This window comes from Streptomyces sp. NPDC051310, from assembly GCF_044455245.1.
In the GTDB taxonomy this organism is placed as follows: Bacteria; Actinomycetota; Actinomycetes; order Streptomycetales; family Streptomycetaceae; genus Streptomyces.
On record NZ_JBITEO010000006.1, the window covers coordinates 278,340 to 299,649 of the forward strand.

The window sequence follows — 21,310 nt, forward strand, 5'->3', positions numbered from 1 at the left end:
AGCACATCTGCCGGCCCCGCACTCCCGCTCCGGAACGGTGACGGCTCGCCCCAGGGCCTGCCTCGGGGGACAGGCCCTAGCCGATCTGCAGCCGCACTTGCTCCACGCCCCGCGCGGAGGCCAGCGTGGCGGCCTCGCCGTCCAGGGCCCTGCGGACCGCGGAGGACAGCCGTACGAACGGAGTGACCGTCAGCTCCAGCCGGCGTCCGGCGGTCCTGGCGCGCCACGTGCCGGTGATCTCGTTCCCGACGAGCAGTGCCCCGGGACCGCCGATGGCGCGCCAGATCTCCTTCTGCCTCGCCCTGTCCGGTACGAGCACGTCCCGGTCGCGTGCCTGGAGGAACGGATCGCCCGGCGGGAGCAGCCGTACGAGTCCCTGGTCCTCGGCGGAGCGCAGCGCGTGCAGGTCGGTGGCCGGCAGCCATGCGGTCCTCCCGCCCAGGGACACCTCGGCCAGGTCGTCCGGCCACACCGACGCGATGACGGACGGCCGGGTGCCGATGTACTTCGCCACCTCCGCGGGCGTGGCCGGCCCCAGGAACCGCAGATAGGCGCGGACCAGCTCCGCCGTGCCGGACGCCTCCACCGGAACGGGGAACTCCGTGTCCAGCGGGGCCAGTACGGTCCTGCCCCCTTCCGGGGTGACCCGCACCCCGCCGGACAGGCCGGCCTGCTGGAAGAGCAGCCCGGAGATGTGCTGCGCGCCGCACCGCGCGCACCAGTACGTCAGGGACCTGGGCACCGAGGAACTGACCGCCGTACTGACGTCCCCCTTGGCCATCGGCGCGGTCACCACCGCGCGGAACGCCTCGGCGGTGGCCCGGAAGGCCCCGACGCCCAGACGCGCCCCCTCCTTGATGACCGCCGTGTCGATGCGCGCCGTCGCGTCGGTGTCGTCCAGCGGCCAGAGCGCGGCGGCGAGGCCGGCCAGGTCCGCGCGGCGGTGCAGATGGGGGGCGCCCCGGAACGACCAGACCAGCTCCAGCCCCTGCCCCTCCGGTGCCGCGCCCCGCGCGGCCAGCGCCGCCCGCGCCGAACCGGTGGGGGTGTCCTGCACTCCGAGGGCGAGCACCTCCGGCACGGGGGACGAGCGGGCGAACCCGTGCGCCGCCACCCGGTGGGCCAGCACCTGTTCGCGTTCCACCCTGTCCCGGTTCCCACTGCTCACGGCCGTATCCTTCCGCCCCGGTCATCCCCACCGTACCGGCGCGAGAGCCCGGTGGACCGGCGCATTCGCGGCGCACCCGCCGGGCGGCTCCTCCTAGGATCAGCCCCATGCCCAGCTCAGAGCTCCACATAATCAACGCCTTCGTGGCGGACTTCGCCCGGCGCCAGGCGGCACGCAGCGTCGACCTTCCCGGCGGTTTCGCGGTGTACGACGACGCCTTCGCCCACTCGCACGCGGACAACCAGGTCCTCATCGATGGAGCCGTCGACCCCGAGGCCCTGCCGGCCGTCGTCGAGGAAGCGCTCGGGCACCTGCCGCACCGGATGGTCACCGTCCTGGACGACGCGACCGGAACCGCGTGCGTGGAGCCGCTCGTACGCGCCGGGTACACGCACAGCTCCTACCTGCTCATGGCGCACACGGGTCCTGTGCCGGCCGGCGGCCCCGCGGAAGTGGTGGACCTCGAGGCCCTCAGGGCCCCGCTCACCGAGCGGTGGCGGGGCTTCCTCCCGGACGCCGACGACGAGGTCGTCCGCCAGCTCGTCGAGCGGCGCGCCGCCCGCCGGCGCGGCGCGGCCGTCGTCCACTTCATCGGAGCCCGGACGGAGCGGGGCGACATCGCCTCGTGGGCCGACCTCTACCTGGAACCGGAGAGGGAACTCGCCCAGATCGAGGACCTGATGACCGCGGAGGAGCACCTCGGGCGCGGCCACGGCGACGCCGTTCTGGCGACCGCACTCCGCATGGCCGTCGACGCGGGCTGCGGGACGCGTTTCCTGACCGCCGACGCGGCCGACTGGCCGCGGAACTGGTACGAGCGACGCGGCTTCACGGTCGTCGGCCGCTCGCACTGCTTCTCACGCGAATGACGCGCGGGACGCGCCCGACGACGGTACGGCATCTGCGCATGAGAGGACGGACGACCTTGAACAGGCGTCAGCAGGCACTGCCCTACGGGACCACGGAGGCGACGTCGCCCTTCGGCCTCGGGCTGCACCATGTGCAGCTCGCCCTCCCGCCGGGCGAGGAGGAGGTGTGCCGGCGCTTCTACGTGGACGCGTTCGGCATGACCGAGGTGGAGAAGCCACCGGTGCTCGCGGCGCGCGGCGGCCTGTGGGTGCGCTCCGACGCCCTGGAGATACACCTCGGCGTCGAGGAGGACTTCCGGCCGGCCCGCAAGGCCCACCCCGGCATCCTGGTCGCCGACCTCGACGCCCTGGCCGCGCGGCTGACCGCCCACGGCATCGAGGTGACCCGGGACGACAACTTCCCCGGCCACCGCCGCTTCTACGTCGCCGACTGCCACGGGAACCGGCTCGAGTTCCTCTCCCCCCACCCGGCGCGCGAGTCCTGACGCGCCCCGGCCTTTCCTCCGCCCCGTCCTCCGGCGAGTTCTTCCGACGAGCCTTCCGGAAACCGGAGCGGCGGCCCCGGGCGGATAATCGGATGCGGCGTGAGCTGCGCGTACGTAAGGTCGCGCACGTGGAACCGCTCAGTGAGAAACAGATCCGTACGTCCTTCGTGAACTGCACCAAAGGTGATGCGGCGCGGCTGAGGCTGCCGCTCGACTTCGCCGAGCTGGCGTGGGAGGACCTGGACTTCCTGGGGTGGGTGGACCCCGGGGCGCCGCTCCGCGCGCATCTCGTCCTGCCCCGGGCGGACGGGCCACTGGGCGTCGCCCTGCGCGTCCCGGCCGTGAGCCGCACCAGCGCGATGAAGTCCAGCCTGTGCCAGATCTGCCTGACGGGACACGCCTCCTCCGGCGTACGCCTGTTCGCCGCTCCCCTGGCGGGTGCGCCGGGCCGTGAGGGCAACACGGTCGGCATCTACATCTGCGCCGACCTCGCCTGCCCGCTGTACGTGCGCGGCAAGCGCCAGCCGAAGCTGCGCGCCGGCCGCCAGGAGGAGACCCTCTCCGTGGAGGACCGCATCGCACGCATGTCGGCCAATCTCGACGCCTTCGTCGCCAAGGTCACCGGAGCCTGAGCGGCGCCCGGCCGGTAGGGTCGCCGGTCATGGGTGGCGACTGGCGCGCGGACCGGATCGGCACCGCCCTGCGGGGCGGGAACCCCACGGTCCTGCGACGGCTGGACGCGGGCTTCGCGGTGATCGGGGACGTCCAGTTCCTGCCCGGGTACGCGGTGCTCCTGACCGACGATCCCGCCGTGCAGCGGCTGTCCGACCTTCCGCGGCACGAGCGCCTGGCGTTCCTGTCCGACATGGACCGGCTGGGAGAGGCCGTCGAACGCGCCTGCAAGCGGCTGGACGCGGGCTTCCGGCGGGTGAACCTGGAGATCCTCGGGAACACCGACGGCTTCCTGCACGCGCATGTGTGGCCGCGGTACACGTGGGAGCCGGCCCATCTCGTCGGGCTGCCGGTGTGGCTGTACCCGCGCGACAGGTGGAGCGACGAGCGGTACGCGCTCGGCCCGCAGCACACGGCCGTGCGCGAGGCGATCGGTCAGGAGCTGGACCGGCTCCGCGGCTGACGGATTCTCCCGCGGCACCGACCGGGGAACCACCGGGCGGATCTTGCTCGTCCCTGCCGTCGTGAGCAGACCTGGAGAGGGGCGGAGCGGCATGCCGAGGACGGGCGCCCGGGACGGGCCGCGGCGGCGGGTCCGAGGCGGTCTCTGGCTGCCCGCCACGGTGAACCTCGCGCTCGGCGTACCGGCGATGATCCCCCTGTACTTCGCGTGGTGGCTGCTGAGCGAGTACCTGCCGATGGACTGCCGCACCACGGAGGACATGGCCCGCCCGGGGCTCGCCGAATGCGACTACCACACCCTCGACCACGCGCCCCCGATGATGTTCCTGCTGGCGGTGACGGGGCTGCTCATGCTGCTGCTCGTTCTCGTCGTGGACGTGCTCCTGCCGCTGCGGCGCGATGACCGGTTGCGCCCATGGCTGGGCACGGCGCTGCTCATCCCGGTGCCGTTCACGGCGCTGACGGCGCTGGCCTGAGGCGGAGGGCCGCTCCCGGCGACCTCCCGGGGCCGCGGTGCGTCCGCGGCCGCTCGCGCCGCACCGTCCCGCACCGCACTGACGGCCCGGACGGCCCGGACGGCCCGGCCGCGGAGGCGGGAGGGCGGGCAGGTGAGCGTGTCGCCGCGCGGGCGGGGGAGCGGTGCGCGGTTCACTCGGCGTATGAACACCGCAGAAGTGCTCGCAGACGCTTTCGGACGCATCAAGGAGGTGGTGCACGAAGCGGTCGAGGGGATCGCGACGGAGCACCTCCACGCCCGGCTCGACCCGCGAGCCAACACCATCGCCTGGCTCGTCTGGCATCTGACCCGCATCCAGGACGACCACATCGCCGACGTCGCGGGCCGGGAGCAGGTGTGGACGGCCCGGGACTGGGCGAGCCGCTTCGACCTGCCGTTCCCGCCGGAGGCGACCGGCTACGGCCACACCCCGGACGAGGTCGCCGCCGTCCGGGTCGGCTCGCCTGACGTGCTGCTCGGCTACTACGACGCCGTCCACGACGAGACCCTGGAGTTCGTTGCGGGCCTGCGCGGCACGGCGCTGAACCGGGTCGTGGACGAGTCGTGGTCGCCGCCGGTGACCCTGGGCGTCCGCCTCGTCAGCGTCGTCGCGGACGACCTCCAGCACGCCGGGCAGGCCGCGTTCGTCCGGGGATGCCTGGAACGCCGCCGATCCTCCCGGTGAGGGTACGCACGGCGACAACTCCCCTTCCGGAGGCGGGGGCCGCCCGTTCCCGGCGGCCCGCCGGACGACCGGCCGGCGGGGAGACGGACAGGACCCGACACCGCCGCCTCAGGGCGCCGTCGCCCGTGTGCCTTCGAGAGCGTCCCCCGCACGGCACACGGAGCAGCGCTCCCGCCCGTCCCAGTTCGTCCACCCGAAGGCACCGGGCGTCAGGGACCGGCCCTCCAACTCGTCGCGGACCGCGACCCGGTAGTCCCACACCGACGCGATGTACGGGTGGTAGGCGTCATGGAACCGCGGCTCGGGCAGCGAGGCACCCGCGGCGACGGCGCGGCGCAGGGCGCGCAGCTGCTCGAACATCCTCTGGCCCGCCGCGGCGACGGTCGCGCCCGCGTCGATGAACAGCCGCTCGCGCACCTCGTAGACCTGCGCGTCGACGAGCGCGGCGCGGCTCGCCGCCTCCCGGTCGAGGGACGCGTCCGCGTTCTGCGCGAGCTCCCTCAGCCGGGTGTGGGCCACTCCCGCCGCGGAGATGAAGTCGGTGTACACCTCGCGCCGCCGGGCACCGAGGCCGCGGTCCGCCTCCTGCCGTGTGCGCAGCCGGTCGGCGAGGACCGTCCCCGATATCGCGATGAGCGCTCCACCGAGCGTCGCGACCAACGTCAACCACTCCACGGCGCGCCCCCCTGCCCCCTTGCCGATTCACGGTGAGGGCACGGTAACACCCGTACTGTCCGGCCTCCTTGGCACTCTCACGGCCGGTACGCGCCGGCCGGGTGCCGGTCGCCGGGTGCCGCCGGGCACCGGTGTGCCTCGCGGCGCAGCGGGTAGGCGGGCCTCATGCAGTCGTCGTCACAGGATGTTCACACCGTGGTTCGCGAGGAACTGGACCATGCGCGGGAGGAAGCCGCGTTCGGCGTGTCGGAGGCCGGACAGGGCGTCGCGGTACTGGCCGCGGGCGGCGCCTGCGGCCTCCTCGCCCTGCTGTCGGCGCACACGACACTGCTGCGCGGCCTGGAGCGCGTCTGGGACCCGCAGAAGGTCGCGGGCGTCCTCACCCTGGCGTACGCCTCCGGCGCCTCGGTCCTGCTCCTCCGCGGTTCGAAGAAGCTGCGCGCGGCCCGTGCGGCCTCCCGCGAGGCACTGCACTCCTCGCTGGACGTGGCCCGGCTGGTGGCGGAGGAACTGAAGGACGGCTGAGGCGCTCCGCGGCGGCTCGTGCGGCGGTGGCCTCCCCGCCGCCGCTGCCGGAAAGGTGCATCCTGGGGCTCACCGCTGACGGCCGGCTCAGCGCCCGGCCGTGACCCACCCATCGCAGGAGCCACGACGTGCACCAGCTCACCTACGAGGACATCAGGGCCGCAGCCGACCGGATCGCCGGGCGCACCCGCCCCGTCGCCCTGGCCCGGGTCGACCCCGGAAGGGTCCGTACCGCTTCCGCCGGCCGGCTGGACGACCGGACCGGGGAGCCCGGTGAGCTGTGGCTGGCGCTGGAGTTCATGCAGCACACCGGGTCGTTCAAGGCCCGTGGGGCGCAGAACTTCATCCAGGCCCACCGCGACGCCGGCTCCCTCCCCGAGGCGGGAGTGACCATCGCCTCGGGCGGGAACGCCGGGCTCGCCTGTGCCTGGGCGGCCCAGCAGCAGGGTGTGAGGGCCACGGTCTTCCTGCCCGAGACCGCTCCGGCCGTGAAGGTGGCCTGGCTCCGCGGGTACGGCGCCGACGTGCGCCTGGAGGGCGCTGAGTACGCCGAGGCGCTCGCGGCCTGCGAGGAGTTCGTCGCGGCCACGGGCGCGCTCGCCTCCCACGCCTACGACCATCCGCTGATCGCCGCCGGGGCCGGCACGCTGATGGAGGAGATCCACCAGCGGATCCCGGGACTGGACACCGTGGTCGTCGCGGTCGGTGGCGGTGGCCTGTTCGCGGGCGTCGCCACCGCCGCCCAGCGCCACGGCGTCCGTACCGTGGCGGTGGAGCCGGAGAACTGCCGTGCCCTGAACGCCGCGATCGAGGCCGGCCGCCCGGTCGACGTCCCGGTCGACTCGGTCGCCGCCGACTCCCTCGGGGCCCGCCGCGTCACGGCCATGGCCGTCGCCGCGGCCCAACAGGGCGGCGTTCACTCCGTGCTGGTGCCGGACAGCGGGATCGTGCGTGCCCGTCAGGAGCTGTGGGACCGCCGCCGGATCGTGGTGGAGCACGGTGCCGCCACCGCGTGGGCGGCGCTGGGCGGCCAGGACCGGGACCTGGCCGCCGGCGACGCGGTGGCGAGCCGCGGGTACCGGCCGGGCAGCGGCGAGAAGGTCTGCGTGGTGCTCTGCGGCGCCAACACCGACATCACCACACTCGTCCGGCTGGAGTCCTGAAGCAGCGCGGAGAAGGCGGCCCGGCGGCCATCCGCCCGGCTGCCCCCTGCCCCTGGGCGAGCCCGGTGACTCGGCGGGCATCTCACCGCGGGCTTGGGCGGATCCCGTCGAGTCACCCGTGTGGAGTGCGTGCGCACGCGACGGCTCCACGGCGTGGTTAGCCTCGGCTGAGCAGCTGGTACGGCGATCCGTTCTTCGGGAGGCAGCCGCGAGGAGGTCTCATGTCACTCACCGGAGCGGCACGGCAGGGCAGTCCCGGCCCCGGCGCGCACGACCCCCTCTTCAGGGTGGAGGAGGCACCGGCCTTCACCCGTCGGCACCTGGCCCGGCTGGCAGCCGGGACCGCGGGGGCGGTGCAGGTGGATCGCTTCTTCGGCCCCGCGGAGTGCGAGCAGGCGCTGGCCTCCATCCGGTCCCTGCCCCTGCAGCAGTACGACACGGCGCGCGTACCGCTGAGCGCCTACCGTTTCGGCCCGCAGCTCAACGAGTTTCGCACCGCCGAGGGCGGGCTGGACACCGAGGCGTACTGGCATGCGGTCGAGAAGGCCGAGCGCGCATGTGCGGACGCCGGGCTGGCGGGGGACCCCGTGACCCCCGTGCTGGAGCGGCTGGCCGCGGAGTGGGGGATCCCGCTCGTCCGCGCGACGATCGACGGCAGGCCCGTGTTCGGCGGGGCGGTGCGCGCCATCGAGAACGGGACGCTGGTGCACTGCGACGAACTCGTCCGCGAATTCCCCGACGGGCTCTTCGACCAGGACGTCACGGCACAGCTGGCGTTCAACCTCTATGCATCCGCTCCGGAAAGGGGCGGGGAAACGGTCGTCTGGCGACGCCGGTGGCATCCGGACGACGAGTCGCACCGGCAGGACAGCGGCTTCAAGCCGTCCGTGGTCGAAGGGTGCCAGCTGATCCGCTTCCGGCCCGCGGTCGGCACCGCGCTGCTGTTCCATCCGGGGAACATGCACACCGTGGAGCCCTCTCACGGGCCCCGCGTCACCTTCTCCCTCTTCCTCGGCCTGACGGTGCCGGGCGAGCTGATCTACTGGAGCTGACCTACCGGGACCGGGGCCGGGGCGGAGGCGACGAGCGCGCGACGCGGAAGCCGACGTCGTCGATCCGGTACGTCGGGTGGCTGCGGCGCCGCACCGAGGCCCGGCAGCTCCATTGCTCGTCCGCCCATCCACCACCGCGCAGCACCCGGTACGTCCCGTACACCTCGGCGTCGTAGACGTCCCAGCACCAGTCCCAGACGTTGCCGAGCATGTCGTACAGGCCCCATGCGTTGGGCTGCTTGCCGCCCACGGTGTGCAGGCGTTCCCCGGAGTTGTCCCGGTACCAGGCGATCTCGTCGAGCCGGCCGTAGCGCGGTCCCTCGGCGCCGGCGCGGCAGGCGTGTTCCCACTCCGCCTCGGTCGGCAGCCGGTACCCGTCGGCGGCGGTGTCCCACTCGGCCGTCCCGTCGTCGGCACGGACGCGGTACGCGGGCGTCAGGCCCGCACGGCCGGACAAGGCGTTGCAGAACCGGATCGCGTCCCACCACGACACCCCCTCAACCGGCAGCCGGTCGCCGTGCGCGGCACTCGGCCGCTGCCCGGTGACCTCCGCGTACCAGGACTGGGTGACCGGGAAGGCCGACATCCGGAAGGGCGCGACATCGACCGGCCACGTGCGCTGCGTCCGCCGGTCCGACAGCGTCACACGCCCCGGCGGAACCTCGACCATGTCGTCCACTGCCCCCGCGTTCATGACACACCACCCTACGCGGCGTGTGCCCCCCCTCCCCGTGGGGCCGGCGCCGCGGACAGCGGCGGGCCGCGCTCAGTGGGCCCCCGCGCGGTCGGCGCCCGGTACCCCGAGGTCCGTCAGGCCGTCCAGCACCAGGTCCACACCGACCGCGGCGAGCAGCAGCCCCAGCAGCCGCCCGAGGAGCTCGATCGTCGCGTGGTGCGTGCGGCGCAGCACGTTCGCCAGGACCAGTACGCACACGAGGTCGAGTACGAGGACCGTGACGTATGCGCCCACGACGGTGCTCCGCCACGTCCACGAGTCGCGCTCCGCCGCCTCGATCAGTACGGCCGTCATGGCGAGCGGGCTGACGATGTACGGCATGAGCAGTTCCCGTACGCCGCTGACCAGGTCGGGGGCGTCCTGCTGCGGCCGCTCGGAGCCCAGGTGCACCCCGAGGACCAGGCCGACGGCGTAGAGGAAGAAGATGATGCCTCCGGCGAGCTGGAGCGCGGGCGTGCTGATGTGGAAGAGGTCCAGCAGCCAGGAGGCGGTCAGTCCGGCGATCAGGCCCACGAACACGGCCGCGCCGGAGGCGATACCGGCGATGCTGCGCAGCTGGGCCGTGCCGTGGAGGTGGGCGAGCTCCCCGAAGGCGAGCAGCACCTTGGGCGGGCCGACCACCGAGAAGAAGGTGATGAAGGCGGAGGAATAGGTCAGAGCGTTCACGACCCGCATCATCGCGGCAGGGGCACTCCGGCCTCCGGACCGACGCCCCGGCGCCGCGGGGGCCCGTCGCGGCCGTGTGTCGGCGTGGGTCGCTGTGTCCAGCGGTCGTCCCGGCGGGCGCGGGCCCGGGGTGACTTCCAGTCAATAATGAGCCTATAACCGGGATATGGCGTACAAATCATTGACCCCTCGATGCCCGTGGTATTAGACAGGGCCTCGTCGGTCCCGGCGGACCCCGAACGCGTACGACGCGCGGGCCGCCGACATACATGTCATGACCCTGACCAGGTCGCGATCAGGAGCCCGCCGTGAACCGTGGGCCCATCGCTGCGCGCGTCGAGCGAGGCCGCGCGGCGTCGCACGCCGGTTCGAGAGCGGGTGTCACCGATCGGCCGTCCCACAGCAAGGGGGAGCAATGAACAGAGTCGCATCGGTCCTGCTGGCCGCCGCGTTCACCGCGGCCGGAGGGCTGCTCACCGGTCCGGTCCCGATGGCGTCCGCCACCGAAGCGCGGGCCCCGCAGGCGGAGTCCGGCGCGGCGGTGGACGGTGCCGTCGCGTCCTTCGGACAGCGCACGATCAACCTCAAGCACGACGGCTGGGGCGACGCCCGCAGCTGTGTCGTGTACTCCAGGACGGACGTGCGCTGCTTCGCGACCCATGAGGAGGCGGACAGGGTGCTCGGCTACTCCCGCGCCACCGACCCCCTGCTGCGCGGCCGGGTCGACGCACAGGCGCTGCCGGCCTGCGCGAGCGGCTGGACGTGCCTGTACGAGCACATCAACGGTGGTGGACGCCGGCTGATCTTCAGCGACTACTACTGGCACAACCTGAACGAGTACGACTTCAACGACAAGACGTCGTCGTGGCGCAACACGCAGTCGAACTCGTACGCGTGGCTCGCGAGGGACGAGGGCGGGAACGGCGGCACGATCTCCATCAGCCCCAACTCGTACAGCTCCAACCTCGGCGCGTACAACGACTGGGCGAGCTCGGTCGCCGCCTGACGCCGTCGCCCAGACGGCCGGCTCGGGACGCCCCGGCGCCTCCACCGGGCGCGCGAGGTGGTCCAGGGCCATGCGTGTCCCCAGTTCGTCGTCGGCGGCGGACACGGCGTCAGGGACTCCCTCGTGCACGACGAGGACGTCCGTGCCGTCGCCGGCATCGGCCAGCGTGGTCGTCAGGGTCATCACGTCCCGCAGGGTGTTGTCCCCGGTCTCGAACTCGATCACCTCGACGACCTGTTCGTCCGGTACGAGCCGGGCGAAGCGGCCGTGGTAGGTGTCGGTCAGCGCCGCGCTCTTGCCCGTACCGCCCGCTGCTCCGTCGTACGTGAGCGAGATGCGGAAGCGGCCGCCTTCACGGGCGTCGAAGCTGTGCACACGGACGCGTATCCCGGCCGGCGCCCGCCACGCGGCGATCGCGTCCGCGTCGACCAGGGCCCGGTAGACGGCCGCCCGCCGAGCCCTGATGCGCCGGGAGACCCGTGTGGTGTGCATCCGGCCCACTCCAGGGACCCGGTGCCCGTGCGGTCACCGGCCGGCGGGAGCCGGTTCCGGCTGATCCCCGAGGCGGCGTACCGGCGTGGCGCCTCGTGCCCGGCCGGCTTGCGGTGCTGGGGTGTCCGGCGGGCTTTGCGGTGCGCGGGGGAGGGGCGGGCGCCCCGGCCCGTCCCCCGGCGCGTCAGGTGTGGCGCACCGGGGTGGTGAAGCGCCTGACCGCCTCCACGACCGCCGCCCGGTGCCGGGCGCGGCGCTGCTCGCTCCAGGCCGAGCCGTCCGGCTCGGTGGCCGGTCCGCCCGCCGCCGCGAACCACGCCTGGGAGAGGGCGAGCACCAGGGTCAGCACGTCGGACGGCAGGAACGCGGCGTCGAGCCGCCCGGCGCGCTGCGCGGCGGTCACCGCGTCGATCTTGGCGGCGTAGGCACCTTCCTGCGCGGGCGTGGCAGCGGGGCGCTCCAGCTGCTTCCACGCCACCAGCCGCATCAGCTCGGGCCGGGCGACCAGGTGGTCGAAGATCGCGCCCGCGTACCCCGGGAGGTCCTCGACGTCGAAGGGCACGGACTCGGCGCCGGCCTCCAGGGCCCGCTGCATCACGTGGTCGAACAGCTGCTCCTTGTTGCCGAAGTACACGTAGATGAGCCGCTTGTTCGCTCCGGCCGCCTCGGCGATGCGGTCGACGCGGGCGCCGGCGATGCCGTGGGCGGCGAACTCGGTCAGGGCCGCGTCGAGGAGCCGGGCCTTCGTAGCGCTGGAGTCGCGTGCCATGCGAGCACCCTACCAAGTAACTATCTGGTTATTGACAAGCCGCCCGGTCCTGCTCCATGCTCGAACTATCCAGTTAGTTACTTACCTGATCGGAGCGGATGACATGCACAAGCGCGCACTGGGGAGCCAGGGCCTGACGGTCGGCGCCGAAGGACTCGGCTGCATGGGCATGAGCGCCTTCTACGGCGCCACCGACGAGACCGAGGCCCTCGCCACCATCGACCGGGCCCTGGAGCTCGGGATCACCCTGCTGGACACGGCCGAGAGCTACGGCCCGTTCCTCAACGAACAGCTCCTCGGCAAGGCGCTGGCCGGACGCCGGGAGAAGGCCGTCGTCGCCACCAAGACCGGCATCGAGTTCACCGACGACGGGGTCATGCTCGGATACAACGGCACGCCGGAGTACATCCACCGGGCCGCCGACCGCTCACTGCGGCACCTCGGCACCGACCACATCGACCTCTACTACCTGCACCGCGTCGACCCGAACGTGCCCATCGAGGAGAGCATCGGCGCCATGGCCGAGCTCGTCACCGCGGGCAAGGTCCGCTACCTCGGCGTCAGCGAGGCCGCGGCGCCGACCATCCGCCGGGCGCACCGCGTGCACCCGCTCACGGCAGTGCAGAGCGAGTACTCCCTCTTCGAGCGGGGCCTCGAAGGCGACGGCGTACGGGCCGTGCTGGAGGAGCTCGGCATCGGCCTCGTCGCCTACTCGCCGCTGGGCCGCGGCTTCCTCTCGGGCGCCATCACCACGCCCGACGACTTCGACGCCGACGACTTCCGCCGCACGGACCCGCGCTTCCAGGGCGAGAACTTCGCCCGCAACCTGGCCGTGGTCGACCGGGTGCGCCGTATCGCCGAGGAGAAGTCGGTGACCCCTTCGCAGCTCGCGCTCGCGTGGGTGCTGCACCAGGGGGCGGTGCCGATTCCCGGGACCCGGCGCCGCGGGCGCCTGGAGGAGAACGCCGAGGCCACCGCCGTGACGATCACGGCCGAGGACATCGCGGCCATCGAGGCCGTCGCCCCGCGCGGCGTCGCCTCCGGGGACCGCTACGCCCCCGAACTGATGGGCTCGCTGAACGGCTGACGCGCACGCCGTGCCGGCGCGGGCGTCCGGCATCGCCCCGGCGGCGCAGGCACTCCGCGCCACGTGGTCCGCGCGCCCCCCCCGCGTGCGGTGCCGAATGGCGGGTACGAAGCGAAGCACACCCGTTACGGAAGGGAGCACGCATGACGTACCACGGAACGGACGGCCGCGTCCCGCCGCCCGGTGCCCTAGAGCCCGGCACCCGGCAGCGGGCGCAACTGCGGGCCCGCGTCGGGGACATCGCCTGGACGGCCCTGTGCGCCGTCCTGCTGCTGTGGGGTGTCTGGAGCGCCGTGGACGCGGCCCGGGGCCTGACCGCATGGGCCTACAGCGTCGTGGCCTGGGTCCTGCTTGCCGTGGCCCTGGGCGTACGCGTCGCCGCGCTCCGCCGGCGGACGCCCGAGGGACGCGACCTCACCTCCTGACCGCGTCGGACCTGGTCACCCGGCCTGCGGCGACGCCTTCTCGCGGCGCCTGGCGCGCCGTACTCCGGCCGCCGACAGGCCGGCCGCGACCAGGAGGACCAGCAAGGGCGAGGGTCCGTCACCACGAAGCCCACGGCGACCCACCCCGCCAGGGCCCACGAGAGGAACGGCGGCGGCGTCACACCGCGGCGGTCCAGCCACAGGACGGTCAGACCGATCAGGAGGAGCGGCGGTCCGAAGCTGAACACCGAATACCACCACGCGACGGTGGCGTCGCTCATCCCCGGGTAGTCCCCCAGGGTCCAGACCCCGCCGAACCATGTCCCGGCGTGGTCCGGGGCCGCTTCGACGAGACTGCCGAGCGTGTGCCCGAGGCCGGCGAGGGCGATGATCCAGCCTGCCCACTCGACCATGTGGTCTCTCCTCTCCGTCCTCACGTCGTGGCCGGACGGACCACCGGGCGCCCGGGGCGGGAGGGCCCCCGCCGTGTGCGGCCCTGCGAACAAGCCGCCCCGTCCTCCGGCGCGGTCGGAGGAGCGGGTCGGTGGGAGGCGGCGGAACCGCCGGCATCCGCGTCGGCCGTCTACGCGCTGAACGCCCAGAGCAGGGCGACGACGCCGCCGAACCCGAGGGTGCCGAGAGCGGTTCCCGCGACCGCGGTCGCCAGGCGGCCGGTGCCGCGGCGTGCGTAGTGGACGCCGGCGGCGCCGAACGTCATGGCGAGCGCTCCGGCGATGACCGTCCACGGCAGCGTGTAGAGGGTGAGCCAGGGTGCCCAGACTCCGGTCGTGGAGAAGGCGCCGAGGAGGAGGGCGATGGGCCCCAGGGCGACGGCGGGCGTGTCGCCCCGGTCGGACACGGTCGGCTCGGACATGACCTGTTCCCCCTTTGAACGGGTTCAAAATCGTGTTCCGATCCTAGCGGTACGGCCGTGCGCCGTGAGCACCGGCAGTGTGACAACCGCTGTTGACGCGGCACCTCCGGCGGGCCGGGCTCGGAGAAGCCGCCGCGCCACCCCGACCGGCGGCCTTCGAACAGCGCGAACGGGCGGCCCGCTCGTCGTCGCTGCGTGCGCCCGTCGGCCCGTACGGCCGCCTCCTCCCGCACGGCGATCCGTCGCAGGGATCAGGGGCATCGGTCCGCCGGCCCCGCCCCACCCGCGTACCCGGCCACGTCCTGCGGCCTGTCACGCACTCCCGCCGCGAACGTGCAGGCGAGCCTGCTCCAGGCAGCCGGCGAGAACGGCCAGGTGACCGTGGCGGTGCCGTACAGAGCGGTCAGCTCGCGGCCGTCCGGCGACGCGGACAGGGCCGTGACGGGGCTGCCGTCCTGATACCGCAAAGGCATGCCGATGGCCGGACCGGGCGCTCGCGTGTCCCACAGGCGTACGGTGGCGTCCTCCCCGCCCGAGGCCAGCCGCCCGTCCCGGGACCAGGCCAGGGCCCGGACGGTGTCGGTGTGCCCGGCCGGCATCCGTGCGAGGCGGGCACCGGTGCGCACGTCCCACAGGGCGACCGAGCGGTCGTCGCTGCCGGTCGCCAGGGTGCGGCCGTCGGGGGAGAAGGCGAGGGCCGCCACGAACAGACGGTGACCGGTCGTCAGCTCCAGGGGAGCCGAGACGGCGGCATCTCCACGCCACAGCACGGTCCGCGCCCCGTCCGCCGTCCCGTGGGAGACGGCGACCTCGCCGTGCGGCCCCAGCGCCAACCGGCCCGTACGTGTTCGCTCGCGAAACCCTTGAGCGGCACGGCCTCACGGCCCGGAACGCGGATCAGCACGCGATCCTTCCACGCCGCGAGGACGGTGCCGTCCGGTGCCGTCCGCACGTCGACGACGGCCGTGGCCGCCCGCTCGGCCAGCGTGTGGTGCCGGCGGCCGGCCACGTCCACCCCGTACAGGGTGCCGTCCGCCGTGCCGGCCACGAGACCGGCCGGGCCCGTCCAGGCCAGAGCCGTGACGGCCGCTTCGCCGGGCAGGTCGAGGCGGGTGCCCGCGAAGGGGCCCGGGCCGGTCAGCCGTACGGCGCCCCGGGCGTCGCCCGCGGCCAGCGTCCCGTCCGGGCCGTGAGCCACGCTCGTCAGGGGACGCCCGGCCGGGGCCGGCGGGCCGGGGACCGCGGCAGGGGAACGGCGGTCGGTGAGGTCCCAGACGACCAGGCGGCCCTCCTGGCCGAGAGCCGCGAGCAGACTGCCGTCCGTCGCCAGGGCCTTGATCGCGTCACCGGGGGTCCCGTGAGCGCCTCGCCGCGCGGCTGGGCCACGTCCGCCGTGGACCAGGCGCGGACCCGCCCGTCCGCGTCACCGACGTACACGGTGCCGCCGGCGGCGACAACGGCCGTGGACCGCGGGGCGGGAGACGTGCGGGGCCGCGACGGGCCGGAGAAGAGGTGGAGACGTGCTCCGTCGACGGCCGCCAGGGCACCGCCCGGGAGGGCCGCGAGAGTGTTCCCGGCGGCCGCGTTGCCGATCGCCGCCCCTAGCGCGGAGTCCGGTACCGGCCGAGGGGCGCCCCGGCCGGCGGTGGGGATCTCCAGCACGTGGTCGCGTTCGGTGGCGGCGGCCGCGAACGCACCCGGCCGGTGCACGGCGAGCGCCTCCACGGCGGCCCCGACACGGACGACGCCGCGCCCCGCGCCCCGTACCGTCCAGCGCGCCACCACCCCGTCCGTGCTGCCGGCCAGGACCGTCCGCGCCGTGGCGTCCACCGCCACGGCGGTCACCCCGGCACTGCCGGGCATCCGCAGCCGCACGACCGTGCCGGCGTACGGCTGCTCCGCAGCGGCGTCCCAGGCCGCGGCCTCCCCCGTGCCGACGGCCGCCGACCGCACCAGCACTCCGCCGCGCACGTCACCCGACACCACCAGTCCGCCGCCCAGCGCCACCGCGGACACGCCGTCAGCGTGCCGACCGCCGAACACCCCCCGGATCCGGCCCGTGAGGGGATCCAGCCGCCGCACCGCGCCGTCCGAACCCCCCACCACCAGCGAGCCGTCCGCGGCCGGCACGGCCGCCAGCGCGTTGGGGACCGCCGCACCGAACGCCGGCCGGTGGACGGCGAGCTGCCCACCGGGTGCGGCCAGGACGTCCACCAGCGCCGCCCGGTTCGCCGGCGCGTCGTCCGTCCGGACCGCCGCGGCCGCCAGCAGCGCGGCCACGTCCCGGCGCTCTCCCGCCGCCGACCTGGCCTGCGCGGACAGCCGCAGCGCGTCCACCTCCCTCTTCGCCCGCGCCGTGCGCTGTTCGGCACGGAAGAGGGCCGCCGCCACGGCCACCGCCACCACCAGGCACACCGCCGTCACCACCCATCGGCGCAGCAGCGCCCGGGCCCGCTCCTGGGTGCGCCGCGCCCGTTCCGCGACACGGCGGGAGGTCGCGACGAAGGCCGCTTCCTCCGCGTTGAACCGCCACAGCCGCCCGTCGAGCCGGTCCAGCAGACCCAACTCGCCCGGCGACAGGACGAACGCCTCATTCCTGTCCTCGTCCAGCCATTGCGCCTACAGGGCGCGCCGGCGCCAGCTCAGCCAGGCGGCGAGGGCGAGGACGAAAGCCACCAGCACGTCCCCCGCCGTGGCCGAGCCGTCGCCGCGCTCCACCTGCTCCACCAGGGTGGCGACACCCCCGACGGCCAGCGCGCCCAGCAGGACCGCCAGCACGGTCCAGAACTTCCTCATGCCGTACACCCTCCCGCTCGTGCGGCGACGCCCCTACGCTACGGTCCCTCCCGCACTCGCCGGGCGCGCCGCGCGCCGGGGCGCCCGGGTAACGAAACGGGGCCCTCCGGATGTCCGGAAGGCCCCGAGGCAGGGGAGCGGTTCGGCTCCGGTCGTGGGTCAGCCCCTGCTGTGCGCGCGTCGACGGCGCGCCACGACGAAGACCGCACCGCCCGCCGCGACCAGGCTCGCCGCGGCGGCGCCGAGCATCACCGTGTCGTCGCTGCCGGTGGCGGCGAGGCCGCCGGTGGTGGAGCCGGTCGCACCGGAGGTGCCGGTCGCGCCGGCAGCCGAGGTGGCACCGGTGGATCCGGTCGAGCCCGTCGTACCGGACGTGCCGGACGCGCCCGAGGACGACGTCGAGCCGGACGTCCCCGACGTGCTGCTGCCGGTGCTGCCGGTGGTACCCGTGCTGCCCGATGTGCCGGTCGTGCCCGACGTGGAGCCACCGCCCGACGAACCGCCGGTGGTGGAACCGCCGTCCGAGGTGCCGCCGGCGGAGGTGTCACCCGTGCCGTTGAGCACGATCCGCGCCGTGTTGTTCGCCTTGTCGGGGTCCTGCTCCGGGAGGACCCCCGCTGCGCGGAAGGTGACGCTGCCCGAGGCGTTCTCCACGACCTTGTCGATGCGCAGCTTGAGCGGGAACGTGTGAGAGTCACCGGAGACCAGACCGAGCTCGTCCCAGGTGGTCAGCTTGCAGATCGCCGCCCCCTTGGCGCCGGGTCGGCAGACGTCGTCCGTCAGAGCCGTGGTGCCCGTCGGGAGCGTGACGTTCAGCGTGACCACGGGGTCGTACGGACCGTACGGGGCCAGTGAGTAGCCCATCCAGCCCGGTCCCTTGTTGGTGACGGTGAGACCGGCCGTGACGACGTCACCGGCCTTGCCGGAGAGCGTCGCGCCGGTCACGGACAGGTCGGCCGTGTTCTTCACGGTGATGTACTGGGTGTTCCCGACGTGCTCGCGGGGCTTCGTGGACTGCTCGACCAGCTTCAGTGCGGGGCCGGTGCCCTTGACGGGCTTGGCCGTACCGCGCAGCAGGGCGAGGGCCTCCTCCGAATAGGGCTGCACCGACCAGGCGGTGTTCTCGTTGAGCGCCCGGTTCTCGGTGCCGATGGGGAGCGGCTGCGACGCGGCGTACGCGGTGCCGGGCGCCAGCGTCTGGTCCAGCACGCAGGTGGCGCTGGAGTAGCCGAACGTGGCGCTCGGAGCGTTGTCGACGTACTCGCAGTTGGAGAACGTGTGGTCGAGCTTCAGGCCGTAGGACACCCGGAGCTGGAGGATGACGCCCTTGATCTCCGTCTGCCCCTTGTTGATCAGGGAGACGGGAACCTTGGCGGTGCCGCCCGCGGGAAGACCCTTGATGTCGGAGATGCGGCCCAGAGCCAGAGGGTTGGCCTCGGCGGCGGCCGCGGGGACGGTTGCCCATCCGGTGAGTCCGGCCGCCAGCGCGACGACCACGGCCGCGGCCGTGCGGCGCGTCGGAGCCGTCGAAGGTGTTGATCTTTCTGCCATGCCGGGTCAGACGAACCAGCCGGTCAAACGGTTGTACGCCCGTCGCCGTCTTCTTCGTCACGCTTCCCGGGGCGCCGGCCAACCGGCCGGGAGCGTCAGAGCCAGCCGTTGCGGCGGAAGCCGCGGTGGATGAGGAAGCACATGAGGGCGATGACCCCCAAGGTGAGGGGATACCCGTACGTCCACCGCAGCTCGGGCATGTGCTCGAAGTTCATGCCGTAGACCCCGCAGACCATGGTGGGCACGGCGACGATCGCCGCCCAAGCGGTGATCTTGCGCATGTCCTCGTTCTGGGCGACGGTCACCTGGGCGAGGTGGGCCTGCAGGATCGAGTCGAGCAACGCGTCGTACGCGGTGAGCTGCTCGGTGGCCCGCACCAGGTGATCCGCCACGTCGCGGAAGTACGCCCGTATCTCCGGATCGACCAGCTGCAGCGGCTTGGCGGCGAGAGCCTGGAGGGGCCGGTCCAGCGGAGCCACGGCGCGCCTGAGTTCCAGCAGCTCGCGCTTGAGCTGGTAGATCCGGCCCGCTTCACCGCGGGCCGCCTGTTCGCTGAAGACGGCGGTCTCGACCTGGTCGACGTCGTCCTGCATCGCGTCCGCGACGGCGAGGAGGTCATCCACCACCCGGTCGGCGATGGCGTGCAGCACGGCGGAGGGCCCCATAGCCAGCTGTTCCGGGTGCTCCTCCAGCGCTTCCCGGACCGGGCCGAGCGATCCGTGCCGGCCGTGCCGGATGGTGATGACGAAGTCAGGGCCGGTGAAGACCATGACCTCCCCGGTGTCCACCACCTCGCTGGTGGCCGTGAGCTCCTGGTGCTCGACGTACCGGCACGTCTTGAACACGGCGAACAGCGTCTCGTCGTACGGCTCCAGCTTGGGCCGCTGGTGCGCGTGCACGGCGTCCTCCACGGCCAGCGGGTGCAGCCCGAACAGCTCGGCGATCCGGGAGAACTCCTCCTCGGCGGGCTCGTGCAGCCCCAGCCAGACGAAGCCCCGGCCCGATGCGCGCACCCGCCGCAGCGCCTCGTCCACGGGGCAGGCCCCCGGCTGGCGGACACCGTGCTCGTAGATGACGCAGTTCACCACCGCGTCGCCCAGCGGCGAGCGGGCCGGGTGGCTCAGGTCCACGGTCCTGCGGTAGGCGCTGCGCACCGCACGGCGCAGGCTGCGGATCACGGGCACGGCAGGGCTCCTTCGAACGACCGGCGGCCAGTGTGCCACCGGCCGGCCGCGCGGCGAACACCCGCCGTCCCGAGGACCCGGGCGCGGGCGGGCCCCTGCTTGAGGGCCGTGCGGTGGTTCTGCCAGGGTCGCTGCGACGGCCGGGGCGGAACCCGGCGCAGGCGGTGACGGTGGTGGGGGGAACATGAGTGTCGCGTTGTTCGCGCTCGGGGGCACGATCTCGGTGGCCGGGCGTGCTCGGGGGGAACGGCTGACCGGTGCGGAGATCATCGCTGCCGTGCCCGGGCTCGACCGGATCGGGCCGGCGCTCGATGTCCGGGACGTGCATGCCGTCCCCAGCGGAAGCCTGACCTTCGCGCAGGTGCTCGACGTCGTCGACGAGGCTTCCCGGGCCGTGGAGGCGGGTGCGGTCGGCGTCGTCGTCACGCAAGGCACCGACACGCTGGAGGAGACCGCGTTCCTCGCCGACCTCGTGTGGCGCCACGAGGCACCGTTCGTGCTGACCGGCGCGATGCGGCAGCCGGCCATGGCCGGGGCCGACGGACCGGCGAACGTGCTGGCGGCCGTGTCCGTCGCCGCTTCCGGGGCGGCCCGCGGGCTCGGCGCGCTGGTCGCCTTCAACGACGAGGTGCACGCCGCGCGGTGGGTGCGCAAGTCGCACAGCACCAGCACGGCGGCCTTCGTCTCCGCCGACGCGGGACCCGTCGGCCACGTCGTGGAGGGGCAGGTGCGGGTCCTCGCCGCGCCGCCGCGCCGTGTTCCTCTGCCGGGCGCTCCCGACCGGGCGCGGCTCGCGGCCGCCCGCGTCGGCCTGCACTGCGTCTCCCTCGACGACGACGGCGGCCTCTTGGAAGGGGTGGCCGATACGCACGCCGGTCTGGTGGTGGCGGGGTTCGGGGTCGGGCACGTGCCCGGGCCCCTCGCCCCCGTGCTGGGCGCCCTGGCCCGGCGCATCCCGGTCGTCCTGACCTCCCGCACGGGCAGCGGTCCCGTGCTCCGGCACACCTACCGGGCGCCCGGGTCCGAGACCGACCTCCAGGAGCGCGGGCTGATCAACGGCGGGCTGCTCGACCCGTACAAGGCCAGGGTGCTCCTGCGGCTGCTGCTCGCGAACGGGGCGGGGCGCGACGAGGTGACGGCGGCGTTCGCCGCGCACGGCTGACCCCCCCCGCTGCCGTGGAGGCCGGCCTGCCGGAGGGCCGCCGGGTGCCGGCCCGCGTGTCGTCACTTGTACGGATCCGCGGCCTGCTCAATCTGCCTGTGCAGGCCCCCGGGACATCCCACAGCGGTCCCATATGCCGCACATCACACCAAGGGGGCGGTTTGGCGGGAACATCCCGGGGTCCCGCGCCGTTGGGATGAGTGCGGCTCGTGGAAGGGGACAGTGTCCCCGGGCCTCACCCCTCGCCCATGGGGAAGATCGTTCGGCTGAGGCCCCATGGAGCCTTTCGCCGAGAGGCGACCGCCCTTCC

Annotated in this window: 26 protein-coding genes and 1 pseudogene; 13 read left to right on the top strand and 14 right to left on the bottom strand. The window is 73.8% G+C overall.

What is annotated here, in order from left to right; translation table 11 throughout:
- Positions 1–76: 76 nt before the first annotated feature.
- Positions 77–1,168, bottom strand: a complete 1,092-nt coding sequence (locus ACIA79_RS12010) for a DNA glycosylase AlkZ-like family protein (RefSeq protein WP_399428072.1) — start codon at positions 1,166–1,168, stop codon at positions 77–79.
- Between the two features lie 107 nt (positions 1,169–1,275).
- On the opposite strand from ACIA79_RS12010, the gene ACIA79_RS12015 reads away from it, so the two are divergent.
- The 6 genes from ACIA79_RS12015 (at position 1,276) to ACIA79_RS12040 (ending at position 4,837) form a co-directional block, all read left to right on the top strand.
- Complete coding sequence (locus ACIA79_RS12015) at positions 1,276–2,037, top strand: GNAT family N-acetyltransferase (RefSeq protein WP_399428073.1); 762 nt, start codon at positions 1,276–1,278, stop codon at positions 2,035–2,037.
- A 56-nt stretch (positions 2,038–2,093) separates the two neighbouring features.
- Complete coding sequence (locus ACIA79_RS12020) at positions 2,094–2,522, top strand: VOC family protein (protein WP_399428074.1); 429 nt, start codon at positions 2,094–2,096, stop codon at positions 2,520–2,522.
- Between the two features lie 128 nt (positions 2,523–2,650).
- A complete protein-coding gene (locus ACIA79_RS12025; RefSeq protein WP_399428075.1) occupies positions 2,651–3,154 on the top strand; it encodes an FBP domain-containing protein in 504 nt (167 codons plus the stop codon).
- Positions 3,155–3,183: 29 nt separating this feature from the next.
- On the top strand, positions 3,184–3,657 hold the full coding sequence (locus ACIA79_RS12030) for a diadenosine tetraphosphate hydrolase (RefSeq protein WP_399428076.1): 474 nt from the start codon (positions 3,184–3,186) through the stop codon (positions 3,655–3,657).
- Positions 3,658–3,718: 61 nt separating this feature from the next.
- Positions 3,719–4,132, top strand: a complete 414-nt coding sequence (locus tag ACIA79_RS12035; RefSeq protein ID WP_399428077.1) for a hypothetical protein — start codon at positions 3,719–3,721, stop codon at positions 4,130–4,132.
- A gap of 183 nt (positions 4,133–4,315) precedes the next feature.
- Positions 4,316–4,837 (top strand): DUF664 domain-containing protein, encoded by a 522-nt coding sequence (locus ACIA79_RS12040; RefSeq protein ID WP_399428078.1) that lies wholly within the window; start codon positions 4,316–4,318, stop codon positions 4,835–4,837.
- A 108-nt stretch (positions 4,838–4,945) separates the two neighbouring features.
- Here the strand turns inward: ACIA79_RS12040 and ACIA79_RS12045 are convergent, their stop codons facing one another.
- A complete protein-coding gene (locus ACIA79_RS12045) occupies positions 4,946–5,512 on the bottom strand; it encodes a CchlQ (protein WP_399428079.1) in 567 nt (188 codons plus the stop codon).
- Between the two features lie 165 nt (positions 5,513–5,677).
- Between ACIA79_RS12045 and ACIA79_RS12050 the strand changes: the two genes are divergently transcribed.
- From ACIA79_RS12050 to ACIA79_RS12060, 3 genes are all read left to right on the top strand, one after another.
- Complete coding sequence (locus ACIA79_RS12050) at positions 5,678–6,037, top strand: phage holin family protein (protein WP_399428080.1); 360 nt, start codon at positions 5,678–5,680, stop codon at positions 6,035–6,037.
- A gap of 128 nt (positions 6,038–6,165) precedes the next feature.
- Positions 6,166–7,200: a threonine/serine dehydratase gene (locus tag ACIA79_RS12055; protein ID WP_399428081.1), complete on the top strand. Its 1,035-nt coding sequence runs from the start codon at positions 6,166–6,168 to the stop codon at positions 7,198–7,200.
- A 221-nt stretch (positions 7,201–7,421) separates the two neighbouring features.
- A complete protein-coding gene (locus ACIA79_RS12060; protein ID WP_399428082.1) occupies positions 7,422–8,252 on the top strand; it encodes a proline hydroxylase in 831 nt (276 codons plus the stop codon).
- 1 nt (position 8,253) lies between these two features.
- Here ACIA79_RS12060 and ACIA79_RS12065 read toward each other — a convergent pair whose 3' ends face one another.
- Both ACIA79_RS12065 and ACIA79_RS12070 read right to left on the bottom strand, forming a co-directional pair.
- Positions 8,254–8,946: a formylglycine-generating enzyme family protein gene (locus ACIA79_RS12065; protein WP_399428083.1), complete on the bottom strand. Its 693-nt coding sequence runs from the start codon at positions 8,944–8,946 to the stop codon at positions 8,254–8,256.
- Between the two features lie 72 nt (positions 8,947–9,018).
- Complete coding sequence (locus tag ACIA79_RS12070) at positions 9,019–9,654, bottom strand: MarC family protein (protein ID WP_399428084.1); 636 nt, start codon at positions 9,652–9,654, stop codon at positions 9,019–9,021.
- A 415-nt stretch (positions 9,655–10,069) separates the two neighbouring features.
- Between ACIA79_RS12070 and ACIA79_RS12075 the strand changes: the two genes are divergently transcribed.
- On the top strand, positions 10,070–10,660 hold the full coding sequence (locus ACIA79_RS12075) for a peptidase inhibitor family I36 protein (RefSeq protein ID WP_399428085.1): 591 nt from the start codon (positions 10,070–10,072) through the stop codon (positions 10,658–10,660).
- A gap of 24 nt (positions 10,661–10,684) precedes the next feature.
- Here the strand turns inward: ACIA79_RS12075 and ACIA79_RS12080 are convergent.
- Positions 10,685–11,152, bottom strand: a pseudogene (locus tag ACIA79_RS12080) (SRPBCC domain-containing protein); the annotation flags it as partial.
- A gap of 184 nt (positions 11,153–11,336) precedes the next feature.
- A complete protein-coding gene (locus tag ACIA79_RS12085; protein ID WP_399428086.1) occupies positions 11,337–11,921 on the bottom strand; it encodes a TetR family transcriptional regulator in 585 nt (194 codons plus the stop codon).
- 103 nt (positions 11,922–12,024) lie between these two features.
- Here ACIA79_RS12085 and ACIA79_RS12090 point away from each other — a divergent pair, with 103 nt between their 5' ends.
- Together ACIA79_RS12090 and ACIA79_RS12095 are read left to right on the top strand one after the other, a co-directional pair.
- Positions 12,025–13,008: an aldo/keto reductase gene (locus tag ACIA79_RS12090; protein WP_399428087.1), complete on the top strand. Its 984-nt coding sequence runs from the start codon at positions 12,025–12,027 to the stop codon at positions 13,006–13,008.
- Between the two features lie 143 nt (positions 13,009–13,151).
- A complete protein-coding gene (locus ACIA79_RS12095; protein ID WP_399428088.1) occupies positions 13,152–13,433 on the top strand; it encodes a hypothetical protein in 282 nt (93 codons plus the stop codon).
- Here ACIA79_RS12095 and ACIA79_RS12100 read toward each other — a convergent pair.
- From ACIA79_RS12100 to ACIA79_RS12135, 8 genes are all read right to left on the bottom strand, one after another.
- Positions 13,334–13,846, bottom strand: a complete 513-nt coding sequence (locus tag ACIA79_RS12100) for a DUF6463 family protein (protein ID WP_399428089.1) — start codon at positions 13,844–13,846, stop codon at positions 13,334–13,336. The genes ACIA79_RS12095 and ACIA79_RS12100 overlap by 100 nt on opposite strands.
- Positions 13,847–14,016: 170 nt before the next feature.
- On the bottom strand, positions 14,017–14,307 hold the full coding sequence (locus ACIA79_RS12105) for a hypothetical protein (RefSeq protein ID WP_399428090.1): 291 nt from the start codon (positions 14,305–14,307) through the stop codon (positions 14,017–14,019).
- A gap of 251 nt (positions 14,308–14,558) precedes the next feature.
- On the bottom strand, positions 14,559–15,077 hold the full coding sequence (locus tag ACIA79_RS12110) for a WD40 repeat domain-containing protein (protein ID WP_399428091.1): 519 nt from the start codon (positions 15,075–15,077) through the stop codon (positions 14,559–14,561).
- Positions 15,032–15,505: a hypothetical protein gene (locus ACIA79_RS12115; RefSeq protein WP_399428092.1), complete on the bottom strand. Its 474-nt coding sequence runs from the start codon at positions 15,503–15,505 to the stop codon at positions 15,032–15,034. The genes ACIA79_RS12110 and ACIA79_RS12115 overlap by 46 nt, the downstream gene beginning before the upstream one ends.
- 5 nt (positions 15,506–15,510) lie before the next feature.
- Positions 15,511–16,872 (bottom strand): PQQ-binding-like beta-propeller repeat protein, encoded by a 1,362-nt coding sequence (locus ACIA79_RS12120; RefSeq protein WP_399428093.1) that lies wholly within the window; start codon positions 16,870–16,872, stop codon positions 15,511–15,513.
- A gap of 54 nt (positions 16,873–16,926) precedes the next feature.
- Positions 16,927–17,103: a hypothetical protein gene (locus ACIA79_RS12125; protein WP_399428094.1), complete on the bottom strand. Its 177-nt coding sequence runs from the start codon at positions 17,101–17,103 to the stop codon at positions 16,927–16,929.
- Positions 17,104–17,262: 159 nt separating this feature from the next.
- On the bottom strand, positions 17,263–18,654 hold the full coding sequence (locus ACIA79_RS12130; protein ID WP_399428095.1) for a hypothetical protein: 1,392 nt from the start codon (positions 18,652–18,654) through the stop codon (positions 17,263–17,265).
- Between the two features lie 95 nt (positions 18,655–18,749).
- Positions 18,750–19,838: a magnesium and cobalt transport protein CorA gene (locus tag ACIA79_RS12135; protein ID WP_399428096.1), complete on the bottom strand. Its 1,089-nt coding sequence runs from the start codon at positions 19,836–19,838 to the stop codon at positions 18,750–18,752.
- 184 nt (positions 19,839–20,022) lie between these two features.
- On the opposite strand from ACIA79_RS12135, the gene ACIA79_RS12140 reads away from it, so the two are divergent.
- Positions 20,023–21,000, top strand: coding sequence for an asparaginase (locus ACIA79_RS12140; protein WP_399428097.1), 978 nt, complete (start codon positions 20,023–20,025; stop codon positions 20,998–21,000).
- Positions 21,001–21,310 lie beyond the last annotated feature (310 nt).